At 50.1% G+C, this 13,940-nt stretch carries 17 protein-coding genes; 2 read left to right on the top strand and 15 right to left on the bottom strand.

Features of this window, described 5'->3' with window-relative positions; all coding sequences use genetic code 11:
• Window positions 1-290: 290 nt before the first annotated feature.
• The 11 genes from bfr to fkpA form a co-directional block, all read right to left on the bottom strand.
• On the bottom strand, window positions 291-773 hold the full coding sequence (bfr, locus tag C9J01_RS15485) for a bacterioferritin (protein ID WP_107299052.1): 483 nt from the start codon (window positions 771-773) through the stop codon (window positions 291-293).
• 81 nt (window positions 774-854) lie between these two features.
• Window positions 855-1,043: a bacterioferritin-associated ferredoxin gene (bfd, locus tag C9J01_RS15480; RefSeq protein WP_107299051.1), complete on the bottom strand. Its 189-nt coding sequence runs from the start codon at window positions 1,041-1,043 to the stop codon at window positions 855-857.
• Between the two features lie 231 nt (window positions 1,044-1,274).
• Window positions 1,275-2,459, bottom strand: coding sequence for an elongation factor Tu (gene tuf, locus C9J01_RS15475; RefSeq protein WP_107299050.1), 1,185 nt, complete (start codon window positions 2,457-2,459; stop codon window positions 1,275-1,277).
• Between the two features lie 109 nt (window positions 2,460-2,568).
• Entirely contained in the window at window positions 2,569-4,665 is a 2,097-nt protein-coding gene (gene fusA / locus C9J01_RS15470) for an elongation factor G (protein ID WP_107299049.1), read from the bottom strand.
• Window positions 4,666-4,755: 90 nt separating this feature from the next.
• Complete coding sequence (rpsG, locus tag C9J01_RS15465) at window positions 4,756-5,226, bottom strand: 30S ribosomal protein S7 (RefSeq protein WP_036818327.1); 471 nt, start codon at window positions 5,224-5,226, stop codon at window positions 4,756-4,758.
• Between the two features lie 96 nt (window positions 5,227-5,322).
• Window positions 5,323-5,697 (bottom strand): 30S ribosomal protein S12, encoded by a 375-nt coding sequence (gene rpsL / locus C9J01_RS15460; protein WP_004399892.1) that lies wholly within the window; start codon window positions 5,695-5,697, stop codon window positions 5,323-5,325.
• 178 nt (window positions 5,698-5,875) lie between these two features.
• Window positions 5,876-6,169 carry a sulfurtransferase complex subunit TusB gene (tusB, locus tag C9J01_RS15455; RefSeq protein ID WP_107299048.1) on the bottom strand — a complete coding sequence of 98 codons (294 nt, stop codon included), beginning with the start codon at window positions 6,167-6,169 and terminating at the stop codon, window positions 5,876-5,878.
• Window positions 6,170-6,192: 23 nt separating this feature from the next.
• On the bottom strand, window positions 6,193-6,549 hold the full coding sequence (gene tusC, locus C9J01_RS15450; RefSeq protein ID WP_107299047.1) for a sulfurtransferase complex subunit TusC: 357 nt from the start codon (window positions 6,547-6,549) through the stop codon (window positions 6,193-6,195).
• Between the two features lie 10 nt (window positions 6,550-6,559).
• Window positions 6,560-6,952 (bottom strand): sulfurtransferase complex subunit TusD, encoded by a 393-nt coding sequence (gene tusD / locus C9J01_RS15445; protein WP_107299046.1) that lies wholly within the window; start codon window positions 6,950-6,952, stop codon window positions 6,560-6,562.
• Complete coding sequence (locus tag C9J01_RS15440) at window positions 6,949-7,671, bottom strand: helix-turn-helix transcriptional regulator (RefSeq protein ID WP_107299092.1); 723 nt, start codon at window positions 7,669-7,671, stop codon at window positions 6,949-6,951. The genes tusD and C9J01_RS15440 overlap by 4 nt, the downstream gene beginning before the upstream one ends.
• 262 nt (window positions 7,672-7,933) lie before the next feature.
• A complete protein-coding gene (fkpA, locus tag C9J01_RS15435; protein WP_107299045.1) occupies window positions 7,934-8,740 on the bottom strand; it encodes an FKBP-type peptidyl-prolyl cis-trans isomerase in 807 nt (268 codons plus the stop codon).
• A gap of 177 nt (window positions 8,741-8,917) precedes the next feature.
• On the opposite strand from fkpA, the gene C9J01_RS15430 reads away from it, so the two are divergent.
• Complete coding sequence (locus tag C9J01_RS15430; protein WP_107299091.1) at window positions 8,918-9,895, top strand: WD40 repeat domain-containing protein; 978 nt, start codon at window positions 8,918-8,920, stop codon at window positions 9,893-9,895.
• 4 nt (window positions 9,896-9,899) lie between these two features.
• Complete coding sequence (locus C9J01_RS15425) at window positions 9,900-10,121, top strand: SlyX family protein (protein WP_039468948.1); 222 nt, start codon at window positions 9,900-9,902, stop codon at window positions 10,119-10,121.
• Between the two features lie 268 nt (window positions 10,122-10,389).
• On the opposite strand, the gene slyD is transcribed toward C9J01_RS15425, so the two are convergent.
• From slyD to kefG, 4 genes are all read right to left on the bottom strand, one after another.
• The gene (slyD, locus tag C9J01_RS15420; RefSeq protein ID WP_107299044.1) at window positions 10,390-10,959 is read right to left on the bottom strand and encodes a peptidylprolyl isomerase; all 570 of its coding nucleotides are present in this window, start codon (window positions 10,957-10,959) and stop codon (window positions 10,390-10,392) included.
• A gap of 102 nt (window positions 10,960-11,061) precedes the next feature.
• Window positions 11,062-11,274, bottom strand: coding sequence for a YheV family putative zinc ribbon protein (locus C9J01_RS15415; protein ID WP_107299043.1), 213 nt, complete (start codon window positions 11,272-11,274; stop codon window positions 11,062-11,064).
• Between the two features lie 53 nt (window positions 11,275-11,327).
• Window positions 11,328-13,139, bottom strand: a complete 1,812-nt coding sequence (kefB, locus tag C9J01_RS15410; protein WP_107299042.1) for a glutathione-regulated potassium-efflux system protein KefB — start codon at window positions 13,137-13,139, stop codon at window positions 11,328-11,330.
• A complete protein-coding gene (gene kefG / locus C9J01_RS15405; RefSeq protein WP_107299041.1) occupies window positions 13,129-13,698 on the bottom strand; it encodes a glutathione-regulated potassium-efflux system ancillary protein KefG in 570 nt (189 codons plus the stop codon). The genes kefB and kefG overlap by 11 nt, the downstream gene beginning before the upstream one ends.
• Window positions 13,699-13,940 lie beyond the last annotated feature (242 nt).

Genomic DNA, 13,940 nt, shown 5'->3' with positions numbered 1-13,940 from the left:
GAGGGCATTATACAGATCACAGTTTCGAACGCAAGCCTTGTTTGAAAATCAGACAGAATTAGCGGTAAGTGGTTGTTGGAGCGGGTGCTGGGTGCTGGGTGCTGGGTGCTGGGTGCTGGGTGCTGGGTGCTGGGCAATATTAGCGATGAGTTCAAGCACTGCAAGCTTTTAGTTCTCATTTCGCCCCTACTAGGAGCTTACAACACTAAAAAACCCACACTCGGTGTGGGCTTCAATGCTTTTCCAAGGACCGAGGTCCCTATCTTCCCAGGGCCATAACAACGACTCCCCTACCCCTCGTCTTCGTCGATGATCTGGGCTTGGTTGTAGTTGGCAATACCGACTTTCTCGATAAGGCCGAGTTGGGTTTCGAGCCAGTCGACGTGCTCTTCTTCATCTTCAAGGATATCCTGAAACAGGTCACGCGAGACATAGTCCCTCACCTCTTCGGCATAGGCGATGGCATCACGTAAGTCTGGAATAGCGGCCATCTCCAAAGCCAAGTCACACTCGAGCATCTCTTTGGTATCTTCACCAATATTGAGTTTGCCGAGATCCTGGAGGTTAGGTAGACCTTCGAGGAACAAGATACGTTCAATCAAATGATCCGCATGGTTCATCTCATCGATAGACTCGTGGTATTCCTTGTCGGCAAGGTGTTTGAGGCCCCAGTCCTTGTACATACGGGCGTGGAGGAAATACTGGTTGATAGCAACCAATTCGTTGCCGAGGATTTTATTGAGGTGTTGGATGATTTTCGGATCAGCTTTCATTACAAAACACTCCTCTGTCAGTTCCCATAAGCATAGAACCGATTAGAAGAGTGTCAAAAGACACGCTATGAAAAGCCTGGGTTAACTGGCTTTTTTGTATTGGTTGACCGGGGCCATTTCAAGGACTTCCTTGGCTTGGCGAATACATTTGCCGCATTGCGAACCCAACGGGGTAAACTGGCGGATACCGCGGATATCACTGATCCCGTGTTGCTCGGCGAGCTTCATGATTTTTTTGTCGGAAATTCCGTGGCAAAGACAAACGTACATCTTATTTCTATCCTCCAATACGATGAAAAGAATATAAACAAGAATTGTTTTCATTACTAGTTGCAAACACATCCCCAGTTAGAACATTTGGGGATAGAAACGAGCTATTTATTCTTTAATCAAATATAGCGACATAAGTATCTGACAAAAAAGGCATCCATTACAGAAGCCCAGAAAGCAAAAAGGGAAGCCGAAGCTTCCCTTTTCTTAGTGTCGTTAGACTATTGCAAATTAAGCAACGATCTTAGCAACAACACCAGCACCTACTGTACGACCGCCTTCACGGATCGCAAAGCGTAGACCTTCGTCCATCGCGATAGGAGCGATTAGAGTAACAACCATTTGGATGTTGTCACCAGGCATAACCATTTCTACGCCTTCTGGTAGTTCGATAGTACCAGTTACGTCAGTTGTACGGAAGTAGAACTGTGGACGGTAGCCTTTGAAGAATGGCGTGTGACGGCCACCTTCGTCTTTAGACAGAACGTATACTTCTGACTCGAAAGTAGTGTGCGGAGTGATAGAACCTGGCTTAGCAAGAACCTGACCACGCTCAACTTCGTCACGCTTAGTACCACGTAGAAGAACACCAACGTTCTCACCAGCACGGCCTTCGTCAAGAAGCTTACGGAACATCTCAACACCAGTACAAGTAGTTGTAGTAGTGTCTTTGATACCGATGATTTCTACTTCGTCACCTACAGTGATGATACCCTGCTCAACACGACCAGTTACAACAGTACCACGGCCCTGGATTGAGAATACATCTTCGATAGGTAGGATGAACGGACGGTCGATCGCACGCTCTGGCTCTGGGATGTAGTTGTCTAGTGCTTCAGCTAGCTCAACAATCTTGTCTTCCCACTCTTTCTCGCCGTTTAGAGCGCCAAGAGCAGAACCCATGATTACTGGGCAGTCGTCACCTGGGAAGTCGTACTCAGAAAGAAGTTCACGAACTTCCATCTCAACTAGCTCTAGAAGCTCTTCGTCATCAACCATGTCACACTTGTTCATGAACACGATGATGTAAGGGATACCAACCTGACGGCCTAGTAGGATGTGCTCACGAGTCTGAGGCATTGGGCCGTCAGTTGCAGCAACAACTAGGATACCACCGTCCATCTGCGCAGCACCAGTGATCATGTTTTTAACGTAATCGGCGTGTCCTGGGCAGTCTACGTGTGCGTAGTGACGAGTTGGAGTATCGTACTCTACGTGAGAAGTAGAGATTGTGATACCACGCTCGCGCTCTTCTGGAGCGTTATCGATAGATGCGAAGTCTTTAGCTTCACCACCGTATACTTTTGACAAAGTAGTACAGATAGCAGCAGTTAGAGTAGTTTTACCGTGGTCAACGTGGCCGATAGTACCAACGTTAACGTGCGGTTTCGTACGTTCAAATTTTTCTTTAGACACGATCGTGTTCCTTCCTAGTTATGATACGCCCCACCGAAATTTTTATGGGACGCGTCAGAAGTTGCTATTTTATGCGCCAACAGCCATTGGCGCAATATAGATCTTGCGATTAACCACGCTCAGCGATGATTGCATCGGCGACATTCTTAGGAACATCAGCGTATTCGCTGAATTCCATTGAGTATGACGCACGACCCTGGGTCGCTGAACGCAAGTCGGTTGCGTAACCGAACATTTCCGAAAGCGGTACTTTGGCACGGACAATCTTCAGGCCAGCAGGGCCTTCGTCCATACCTTCGATCATGCCGCGGCGACGGTTAAGGTCACCAACAACATCACCCATCCAGTCTTCCGGAGTGGTTACTTCAACCTTCATCAATGGCTCAAGAATTACAGGTTGTGCTTCTAGCGCACCCTTCTTGAAAGCCATAGAACCGGCAATCTTAAATGCCATTTCGTTGGAGTCAACGTCATGGTAAGAACCGTCGAACAGGGTCGCTTTGACATCCAATACAGGATAGCCAGCCAGCACACCGTTGTTCATCTGCTCTTCGATACCTTTGGCAACAGCACCAATGTACTCTTTCGGTACCACACCACCAACGACTTCGTCCACGAACACGAAACCTTCATCAGGCTCCGATGGTTCGATTTTCAGCCATACGTGACCATATTGACCGCGACCACCAGACTGGCGTACAAATTTACCTTCCACTTCCGTTTTGCCACGGATAGTTTCACGGTAAGCCACCTGAGGTTTACCAACGTTACATTCAACGCTGAATTCGCGCTTCATACGGTCAACGATGATATCAAGGTGAAGTTCACCCATGCCTGAAATCAGAGTCTGGCCAGATTCATCGTCGGTTTCGACGCGGAAAGATGGATCTTCTGCAGCCAGTTTACCTAGTGCAATACCCATTTTCTCTTGGTCAGCCTGAGAGCGAGGCTCTACAGCGATTTGAATTACTGGCTCTGGGAATTCCATGCGCTCTAGAACCACTTTGTGGTCCTGATCACACAGGGTGTCACCGGTGGTGACATTCTTCAGGCCAATCGCCGCAGCGATATCACCCGCGCGGATTTCCTTAACTTCTTCACGCTTGTTCGAGTGCATCTGTACGATACGACCGAAACGCTCGCGTTTTTCTTTTACTGAGTTGTAGACGGTGTCGCCTGAATTTACAACTCCAGAGTAAACGCGCATGAAGGTCAAGGTTCCAACGAATGGGTCGGTCGCGATTTTGAACGCTAGTGCTGAGAATGGTTCATCATCACTAGAGTGGCGCTCAACTTCGTTACCCGCTTCGTCTTCACCGCGGATAGCTTTCACTTCCGTTGGCGAAGGCAGGAATTCAATCACTGCATCAAGTACAGCCTGAACGCCTTTGTTTTTGAATGCTGAACCACAGGTTGCCAGCACGATCTCATTCGCTAGCGTACGCTGGCGAAGACCGGCCTTGATTTCCGCTTCAGACAGTTCACCTTCTTCAAGGTACTTGTCCATCAGCTCTTCAGTTGCTTCCGCAGCTGATTCAACCAGGTTCTGACGCCATTCCTCAGCAAGCTCAACCATGTCAGCTGGAATGTCTTCATAGGTAAATGACATACCCTGATCATCTTCATTCCAGTTGATGGCCTTCATCTTGATAAGGTCAACAACGCCTTTGAATTCGTCTTCAGCACCGATATTCAATTGAATTGGCACTGGGTTCGCACCAAGACGGTTTTTGATTTGGTCAACAACGCGAAGGAAGTCTGCACCAGCTCGGTCCATCTTGTTTACGAAAACCATACGCGGTACTTCGTACTTGTCAGCCTGGCGCCAAACGGTCTCAGACTGAGGCTCAACACCTGATGAACCACAGAAAACAACAACAGCACCATCAAGCACACGCAATGAACGCTCTACCTCGATGGTAAAGTCAACGTGTCCTGGGGTATCGATGATGTTTACGCGGTGCTCAGGGAACTGAGCTTCCATACCACGCCAGAAGGTAGTCGTTGCAGCAGATGTGATTGTGATACCACGCTCCTGCTCCTGCTCCATCCAGTCCATGGTAGCTGCGCCGTCGTGAACCTCACCAATTTTGTGAGATAAGCCTGTATAGAACAGGATACGCTCGGTAGTTGTTGTTTTACCGGCGTCAACGTGAGCACAAATACCGATGTTACGGTAGCGCTCGATAGGCGTTTTACGAGCCACGGCAGTATCCTCTTACTAAGGGAGTCCTTAGAGTATGGTTTAGGCGCGACAAGCCAAGCTTGCCGCGCCCTATTTGTATTACCGGGGTGATTACCAGCGGTAATGTGCGAACGCTTTGTTCGCGTCTGCCATACGGTGAACGTCTTCACGTTTCTTAACAGCAGAACCTTTGTTGTCAGCCGCATCAAGCATTTCGCCTGCTAGACGCTGAGCCATAGATTTTTCACCACGCTTACGCGCAGCTTCAACCAACCAACGCATAGCTAGTGCGTTACGACGTACTGGACGTACTTCTACAGGCACCTGGTAAGTTGAACCACCCACACGGCGAGACTTAACTTCTACCGCTGGACGTACATTTTCAAGAGCTTTTTCAAAGATAGCTAGGTGTTCTTCACCAGAACGCTCAGCCATTGTTTCTAGTGCAGAGTAAACAATTTTCTCAGCAGTAGATTTCTTACCGTCAACCATTAGGATGTTAACGAATTTTGCCAGCAATTCAGATTTGAACTTTGGATCTGGAAGGATCTTACGCTGACCGATTACGCGACGACGTGGCATGGATATTCTCCGTTGTCTTCTTCAGGTTATCCAAAACTTTTCAGTTTCTTCAAAAATTAAATAATTTTAGTGTTTGGCCTTACTTAACGGAATCCATTAAGACTTAGGACGCTTCACACCGTACTTAGAACGACCTTGTTTACGGTCATTAACGCCTGCACAGTCAAGTGCACCACGAACAGTGTGGTAACGAACACCCGGAAGGTCTTTAACACGACCACCACGGATTAGAACAACTGAGTGCTCCTGAAGGTTGTGACCTTCACCGCCGATGTACGATGTTACTTCGAAGCCGTTTGTCAGACGTACACGACAAACTTTACGAAGTGCTGAGTTAGGTTTTTTAGGAGTAGTAGTGTATACACGAGTACATACACCACGCTTCTGTGGGCACGCTTCTAGTGCAGGCACGTTGCTTTTTACAACTTGCTTAGCACGTGGCTTACGTACCAACTGGTTAATAGTTGCCATTAAATAGCTCCTGAAATATTACTTTCGTAAATGTGAAAAATCTGCCTCCCAACAACAGGAGGACGCGAAATTTTAGGCATCGCACCCAAGGGTGTCAAGATGTAACCAGCGATCAATCAAATGATTATTTCTTAATCAACCTGATATCCACGGGTTTTCCAAGGTTTGAGAATGCCTGTCAGGCCCACTTCATTTGCGTTTCGCAATCAACAGTCAAGCCAACAAAACCTTTATAATCAATAACATTGACTTCAAGCTTGAGCTTATCCTGCAGCCCGCGAGCAGCTAAATCCTCTGCCAGTAAATAAATTTTTACGCCGGCATCTTGGAACGAAAAAATTGGGCTATTTTCAACCGTAGCAGCGATAACTGCGTCTTGGATCAGCAAAATCGAGTCATTTTGGCTGATCACCGCAGCCGATTCATCAAATGCTCGGGACTGAAATGGGGAGCGGGTAAAAATATGGAGCATACAGAGCCTCACCGAGAAAGGGCTTAGAATGCCAGCACGCGCTGGCAGGCATGCAAATGGCTGGAAAACTCATCCGCCTCGCAGGCAATAACATCGATCAGCAGATCGTCTGTCGTTAGTCCGCGAGCCTGCAAAGACTGGCTGCAGACATAAACCTGTTCGATGTCATAGAGTTCAAGCATCTTGAAGGTAGCGATATAGTCGCGGGATAAAATGCCTTTTGGCTGCTGGCCATCCAGTAACTGGTAAACGCCGTCGCCATGGAAGAACAGCGAAATATCTTCGCTGTAGGCGGATGTCGCCAATACCGCGTCGAGGCCTTCACGACCCGAAGCAATACCATGAGGGGCATGGCGGAATACAAAACCTAGAGTTGTCATGATTATCCTGTTAAAACTGAATAACGCGATCGGCGGTCAGCATGGCTTCGGCCAAACCACCCAACCCTGCCTGCTCAAAACCTTCCGCCAAATTACTGCTTGCCAGTTGGTTCTGTTCGGCTTCCTGGGGGCTGATGATCCCGCGGCGCAATGCTGCTGCCACACAGGTTTGCAACTCGGTACCATGAACCTGTGCCAACTGCTGCCAAGCAGCCACTAGGTCAAATTCATCTGATGCCGGTGCCGTTAAGGCTGAGCCGTTATGCACCCCGTCCTGATAGAAGAACACCCGGGTCAGGCGGTGGCCCTCAGCCAGTAGTGCATCGGCAAATTGATAGGCTGAACGTGCCGATTGGGTCCCGTAAGCCGGGCCTTCCACCACCAGCACATAATTCAAGCTCATTTTTCGCCATCCTCGGTTTTGCGCTGGCGGATGTAGAGGTAGACCGTGTGCTTGGAAATATTAAGGCGGTCTGCAACCCGGTTGATTGCATCTTTAATATCGAAGATACCTTTGTCGAACAACTCCATCACGATCTGACGGTTCTTGGCATTGTTCGATACATTCTTGTCGGCGTTGATTTCTTCGATAGTACGCTCAACGGTCTGGTCCACCAACTCGTCAACATCACTGGCAAAGTTAACGCTCGATGCCGCCTGCTTGGCTTCATCGGTTGGCATGAAGGACTGCAGGATCTGCGAGAACGGTGCGTCGAGGTTTACGTTGATACACAGCAGGCCGATGATATCGTTGTCGCCGTTGCGGATTGCAATGGTGATCGACTTCATCAAGTCGCCGCCCTTGGCACGGGTGAAGTAGGCACGGGAGAAGTTACGCTCCGAGCCTTCGATGTCACGTAGCATGCGTAGGGCAAGATCGGTGATTGGCGAACCTACTTTACGTCCGGTATTTTCACCATTGGCGATCTTGATTGCAGAGGTGTTGAGATCGGCCAACGAGTGCAGCACGATTTCACAGAATGGACCAATCAAGGCAGCCAAGCCGTCTACAACGGCCTCGTATGAACGAAGAATAATGTAATCGTGCTCGCTAAAAGCACGCGGCTCAATCAAGTCACTCTCAACCATCACATCTGAGCCAAAGTTTTCAGTAGATACCACGCGTCTATCTTCCTTGCTGTTGCCCATTCTATTTCACTTCTGCGCCACAGAAATGGGAAAAAATAAATAGAATGGGCTATGCCTCACCGGGAAAGAAAATTTCACGGCGATTGATAAAATTTCAAATCTTGCTTGCAAGTTTATCAGATTTCGGACAGTTGCCTGAACATTTTCACACCATATACAACTAGAATGATAAAAAAACCCAGCCGAGGCTGGGTTTTTAAACTTTTCCTAAATCGCAATATTGCTGCGTGCAGGATTACTGGGCAGCTTCAACCTCGGCTGGCTGATCTGCTTTTACGATATCCAGAAGTTCTACTTCGAATACCAGCGTCGAGTTAGCAGGGATGCTTGGGTTCGCCTGAGAACCGTAGGCTAGCTCTGGCGGAATAACGAAGGTGAACTTAGAACCCACAGGCATTAGCTGGACACCTTCAGTCCAACCAGAAATAACCTGGTTCAGTGGGAAGGTTGCTGGCTGGTTACGTGCGTAAGAGCTGTCGAACTCAGTACCGTCAGTTAGCATACCTTTGTAATGTACTTTAACGGTATCCGTTGCTGCTGGCTTGTCGCCTTCACCCTCAGTCTCAACCTGGTAAAGTAGGCCCGAGTCAGTTTTCACCACGCCGTCTTTCTTCTCAAACTCAGCACGGTAGTCTTCACCAGCCTTGATGTTCTTCTCAGCTTCTTCCTGTGCTTTTTGCTGTGCAATTTCAGACACACGCTGATCCAGAGCCTGAAGCGCCTGCTGGGTCTCTTCCTGCGTTAGGCGGCTCTTGTCGGCAAATACATCGGTCACACCCGCTAGTACTTGCTCTTTGCTTAGCTCCAAGCCCAACTCTTTCTGCTGGTCTAGGTTCGCAGCCAGGTATTGTGCCAGAGAAGCACCAATAGCATATGCTGCTTTGTCATCTTCAGTTGCGAATGTCGCCGGTGCGGCTTCAGCTGCCACCTGCTCTACTTTTGCAGGCTCTGCCGGTTTTGTTTCTGCTGCTTTTTCATCTTGGCAGCCTACAGCTAGCAGGATCGTTGCAGCCAAAACTGACATCTTCAGAACAGGTTTCATGTATTTCTCCATTTTAAACTGAGGCAATGCCTCAAAAATCAGTCACCAGCCTTTTCATCAAGCGGTATGAAAAGCACTGTAGATCAATATACTAATATGCACCTTATGAATTCACTGCCCGGCAGTGCATTCATAAGGAAATGACACTATGTGTTAACCAAGTGGAACCAGACCTTAATGCAAACAAAAAGATACGTGCCATGTTTCATTTTGGCACTTTTCATCCTCACTGGCTGTTTTTTTTCCGGTACAGAGCTCAATCGCTGGAACTTGGCTCCAGAAGGTACCACCAGTTTTAGCCTCAGCCGGGACGGACGGTTTGCCCTCTACCACTCAGCCCAACAAGGTATCGTGCTGTGGGACTTACAGCAAAACAAAAAGTTAGCTGAGTTTGGTTCTCAAGATCCATATCACAATACGGTGCTCAGCAGCCAGATTTCCGATAATGGCCGCTATGCCATTACTGCAACCGCACAAAACTTCGCGGTATGGGACTTAGCCTGGGGGCAATCAGAGGGCCTGTGGTCGATTTCCGACGGCCTTATCCGTGATGCCGCTATCGCCAACAATGGCCAGCATGTGCTATTAGCACTGTCCAATAGTAAAGCCCTGTACGTCGACTTGGGCAGCGGAAGACGACTAGAGTTCCTTGCCCACCGAGAAAAAGTCAATTCCGTCGCTATTTCTGCCAATGGCCGTTATGCCCTGTCGGGTGGCAATGACCATTCCGCCTACCTGTGGGATACCCAGAGCGGCCAGATCATTCAGCAGTTCGAACACCAAAGCCGGATCAGCCGGGTGGCACTGCAACGGGATGGTAAACTGGTGATGACAGCCGATGGTAGCAACAACATTACTATCTGGGATCTGCAAAGTGGTGAACAAGTCTCCTCCCTGGAGGTTAGGCTCCGCCAGCAGATCTTATCCAGTGCCCGCTTCTCCGATGACGGCAAGTTGCTTGCCACAGGTACCCCTGCCCGCCGGGTTGAACTGTGGGACACCCAAAGCGGTGATAACCTAGGTCGCTGGGAAGCAGCAGCCAAACAAGATACTCGACCACCCGCTGCGGTGGTGTATGATGTGGCCATTACGCCCGACGGTCATGTGATCTCGGGAACGTCAGCAGGTATCGCCCAGCAATGGACGACGGAATAACGCAATGAAAGAAATCGAACAGCTACAGGCCCGTATTGACGAGCTTGAAATGAAGCAGGCTTTCCAAGAGCAAACCATCGAGGATCTCAACCAGGCCCTGACCGAGCAGCAGTTCCTGATTGATAAGATGCAGACCCAACTGAAGTTCATGGTCGGCAAGGTCAAAGGGATGGAGCCGTCCAACCTGGCCAGCGAGTCGGAAGAAACACCGCCGCCGCATTATTAACTGGGCAAGTGGTACTGGGTCCTAGGTGCTGTGGTGCTGTGGTGCTGTGGTGCTGTGGTGCTGTGGTGCTGTGCAAAATTACTATGCCGGTAGGGAGTCAATATTCTCCATATGTATTGAGCTAAAGTTCAACCCCAGACTAGAAAAGTATGAGCTTTACTGCTCTTCCATAGGGCCATAGAACCTCAGGACCATCCCAAAAGGCATCAAAATAAAAACGGGAAGCCAAAATGCTTCCCGTTTTTGATCACTTAATCATTAAGAATGATTAGTGCGAGCAGCCGCAGCCGCCTTTTTCTTCGCCGCCGCAGCAGCCTTCTTCTTTCTCACCGTGGTCGTGGTCGCCGCAGCTACCGCCACCACAACAGCCGCCACCTTGGTGGATATGGCCGTGAGCGATTTCTTCTTCAGTCGCAGCGCGAACAGCAACAACTTCTACGCCGAAAGTCAGAGTTTGACCAGCTAGCATGTGGTTGCCGTCGACAACAACGTGGTCACCGTCAACTTCAGTCACTTCTACAGGGATTGGGCCCTGATCAGTGTCTGCTAGGAAACGCATGCCAACAGTGATTTCATCTACGCCCTGGAAAACGTCAGCCGGTACACGCTGAACCATCGCATCGATATGCTCGCCGTAAGCTTCTTCTGGAGCAACTGTCACTTCAAACTTGTCGCCAGCTTCACGGCCTTCAAGCGCCTTCTCCAAACCTACGATCAGGTTGTTGTGGCCGTGTAGGTAATCAAGAGGTGCTTCAGTTGTCGACTGGTCAACAACAACGCCTTCTTCGGTCTTAACTTGGTAAGCCAGGCTTACTACGATGTCTTTAGCGACTTTCATGTTTACTCCAATTTTGAACTGGGTATCAAAGGATTTCGCCCGCATGATACCGGATAATGGCAGCAAGATGCCAATATTCTGTTTAAAGGCTGTTCAGCCTACTTAGTCCTCGGGTTTGAAAATCCCGATAACCTGTTGTTTGGTTTGCGAAGAGAGTTGATCGCTCTGCTCTACGGACTGGGGTGCTCTGGTATCGGTATGACCGCAGGATACACATTCAACCCGCTCGACCTCATTTTCCTGCCACCAGCGCAATGTATCTTGCTGACTACAGCTTGGACAGACTGCACCGGCGATAAACCGTTTCTTGGCCATGCTTTCGCTCCTTGCCACTATGTTCGTTGATGTCACTAGCATTTAAGGACTGGTCAATCCCAGCCGTTATGACGCTCCCGCTCTCCCCGCATTTCCCTATCAAAGATCTCTTCAAGCTCTTTGCGCGCTTCACGTGCCCGGGTTGCTAGATGGACATCTTCCGAGTGTTGCGGCAACAGATCTCTCAGCGCGGTGGTATCCAAGCGGCGGAAATGGGCTTCAGCCCGCTTGGCCTGATAGGGGTGCATACCCAGAGATATGAGGGCCTGGCGGCCCAAATCAAGGGCACCGGCAAAAGTTTCACGGGAAAAATTCTCGACGCCATGGCTAAGCAACTGGTGAGCTTCAACCCGGCTGCGGGCCCTTGCCAGTACTTTGAGGTTGGGGAAATATTGCTGGCATAAATCGACCACTTCCATCACCTCGTCGGGTTCATCGGTACAGATGATAATAGCTTCTGCCTTATCGGCCCCAGCGGCACGCAGTAATTCCAATTGGGTGGCATCACCGTAATACACCTTGTAGCCGAATTTACGCAGGAATTGGATCTGGCTTGGGTCCCGCTCCAGTACCGTCACCCGGATTTTATTGGCAAACAGTAATCGCCCCACAACCTGACCGAAGCGACCGAAACCAGTGATAATCACTCGCGGTTCACGGTCTATCACGTCTGATTCTAGCTCAGCCTCGGCTTCCGCCTTAAAGGTGTAAACAAACCATTTGTCCTGCAGCAGTAAAATCAGCGGCGTCGTCATCATCGACAGGCTCACGACCACCAGCAGGAACGCTGACAACTCTCCACCCAATAACCCCTCACCCATTGCGGCGGTAAACAGGACAAAAGCGAACTCCCCACCCTGGCTAAGGATCGCCGCCATCTGGCTGCGTGATTTAGCTCGGGTGCCAAAAATACGTGCCAGCCCATACAAAATAAAACCTTTGATACTAATTAGGGCAATGACGGCTAGCAGGATCTGCAATGGGTATTGCAACAGTAGCCCGAGGTTAACCGCCATCCCCACCGAGATGAAAAACAGGCCCAGCAACAACCCTTTGAAAGGCTCAATGGCAATTTCCAGCTCATGGCGGTATTCACTCTCGGCCAGCAAGACCCCGGCCAAGAAAGTACCGAGCGCCATCGACAGCCCAAGCGACTGCATTCCCAGAGCAATACCGATCACCAGAAGCAGGGCCGCGACATTGAACAACTCACGCACACCGCTCATCACCACCCAGCGGAACAATGGCCGCAACAGAAAGTGACCGCCGACCAACAGGGCAAGGATCCCGCCTATCATCCAGGCAAAATCAATCCAGCTGCCACCGCCACCACCCGCTAAGACCGGCAGTATCGCCAACATAGGGATCACGGCAATATCTTGAAACAGCAGCACCGCAAACCCGGACTGACCGGTTTCACTACCTCCAAGGTTTTGCTCTTCAATAACACGTAAGGCAATCGCCGTTGACGACAACGCCAACCCCATCCCAACCACTAGCGCATCACGCCAAGAAACCGCAGGTAGCAATGACTGGCCGGCCAGCATCAACACCAGTGCTGCAATCACCAAACTGGTGACCACCACCTGGCTACCGCCCAACCCCAAAATAGGCTTGCGCATCTGCCACAGCTTCTTGGGGTTTAGTTCAAGGCCAATCAGGAACAGCAGCAGCACCACACCAAATTCGGAGAAATGGAGAATAGCATCCACATCAGAAATCAGCCTCAGCCCCCACGGGCCAATAGCGATCCCCGCCAACAAATACCCTAAAACAGAGCCCAGCCCCAAACGTTGGGCAATCGGCACAGCCACCACCGCTGCGGCTAGGAACACAACACTGACCGACAATACATCACTCGCCATACTTCGCTTCCTCCATCAGGGCCATTGGCGCTTCAAGCCACTGACGATAGTCTTCGGCATGTTGTTCACGTTCCCCGGCAGGTATCCGCCGGGCCCAGTGCAACACCAACGGCGGCAGCCACTCCATCCGGCACAGCATGGCACTCAGTTCGAACGGGCGGAGGATTTCATCAACGCTGCAACGGTTGTAACCGTCTGGGGTATACGCCTCAGCCGCCCCGCCAGTGGTGATCACCGAACGCCAATACTTACCCTGGGTTTGGGTGCCTTCACCATGGGCAAACCCTTTGCTCAAGACGACGTCTATCCACTCCTTGAGCAGCGACGGGCAGGAATACATATAAAGCGGGTGCTGGAAAACGATGATGTCGTGGTCCCGGACTAGCTCGCGTTCAAAAGTAATATCGATAAAGAAGTCGGGATAGGCCGCATAGAGGTCATGGACCGTGACATGGGGGAGCCGGCTGATCGCCGCCAGCATGGCGCGGTTAGCAACCGATGCCTCCGGATCAGGATGGGCATAAAGTACGAGTATGCGTGGAAGTCCTTTTGCTGACATAGCATTCCTTGTTACAACAGCAAAATATGCCTATTTCGCCATGGGTTACAACGTTTTATTAACCTATATCAACATAATACATAATTGCAGCCAAAGAGGATCGATTAATCGCCTCCCATTGCCACCTTGTTTGTTTTTTCTTCCGCTATGGCAGGTATTAGCGGTCACCGCCGCTTTGCGGTAGACTCCGCACTTATTTCTTGCATTTAGTTTTTGCGGAGCGGGGCACCCCCGGCACAGTC

Origin of the sequence: Photobacterium rosenbergii, assembly GCF_003026455.1 — a bacterium.
In the GTDB taxonomy this organism is placed as follows: Bacteria; Pseudomonadota; Gammaproteobacteria; order Enterobacterales; family Vibrionaceae; genus Photobacterium; species Photobacterium rosenbergii.
This window is presented reverse-complemented; position numbering and strand designations above follow the sequence as displayed.

What these genes read in the sequence shown, in the direction of transcription:
- rpsG (WP_036818327.1), bottom strand. Translation starts at nt 5,226, where the DNA reads ATGCCACGTCGTCGCGTAATCGGTCAGCGTAAGATCCTTCCAGATCCA.
- C9J01_RS15430 (WP_107299091.1), top strand. Translation starts at nt 8,918, where the DNA reads ATGCAAACAAAAAGATACGTGCCATGTTTCATTTTGGCACTTTTCATC.
- slyD (WP_107299044.1), bottom strand. Translation starts at nt 10,959, where the DNA reads ATGAAAGTCGCTAAAGACATCGTAGTAAGCCTGGCTTACCAAGTTAAG.
- bfd (WP_107299051.1), bottom strand. Translation starts at nt 1,043, where the DNA reads ATGTACGTTTGTCTTTGCCACGGAATTTCCGACAAAAAAATCATGAAG.
- C9J01_RS15415 (WP_107299043.1), bottom strand. Translation starts at nt 11,274, where the DNA reads ATGGCCAAGAAACGGTTTATCGCCGGTGCAGTCTGTCCAAGCTGTAGT.
- kefB (WP_107299042.1), bottom strand. Translation starts at nt 13,139, where the DNA reads ATGGCGAGTGATGTATTGTCGGTCAGTGTTGTGTTCCTAGCCGCAGCG.
- fkpA (WP_107299045.1), bottom strand. Translation starts at nt 8,740, where the DNA reads ATGAAACCTGTTCTGAAGATGTCAGTTTTGGCTGCAACGATCCTGCTA.
- tusC (WP_107299047.1), bottom strand. Translation starts at nt 6,549, where the DNA reads ATGACAACTCTAGGTTTTGTATTCCGCCATGCCCCTCATGGTATTGCT.
- tusD (WP_107299046.1), bottom strand. Translation starts at nt 6,952, where the DNA reads ATGAGCTTGAATTATGTGCTGGTGGTGGAAGGCCCGGCTTACGGGACC.
- C9J01_RS15425 (WP_039468948.1), top strand. Translation starts at nt 9,900, where the DNA reads ATGAAAGAAATCGAACAGCTACAGGCCCGTATTGACGAGCTTGAAATG.
- bfr (WP_107299052.1), bottom strand. Translation starts at nt 773, where the DNA reads ATGAAAGCTGATCCGAAAATCATCCAACACCTCAATAAAATCCTCGGC.
- tusB (WP_107299048.1), bottom strand. Translation starts at nt 6,169, where the DNA reads ATGCTCCATATTTTTACCCGCTCCCCATTTCAGTCCCGAGCATTTGAT.
- rpsL (WP_004399892.1), bottom strand. Translation starts at nt 5,697, where the DNA reads ATGGCAACTATTAACCAGTTGGTACGTAAGCCACGTGCTAAGCAAGTT.
- kefG (WP_107299041.1), bottom strand. Translation starts at nt 13,698, where the DNA reads ATGTCAGCAAAAGGACTTCCACGCATACTCGTACTTTATGCCCATCCT.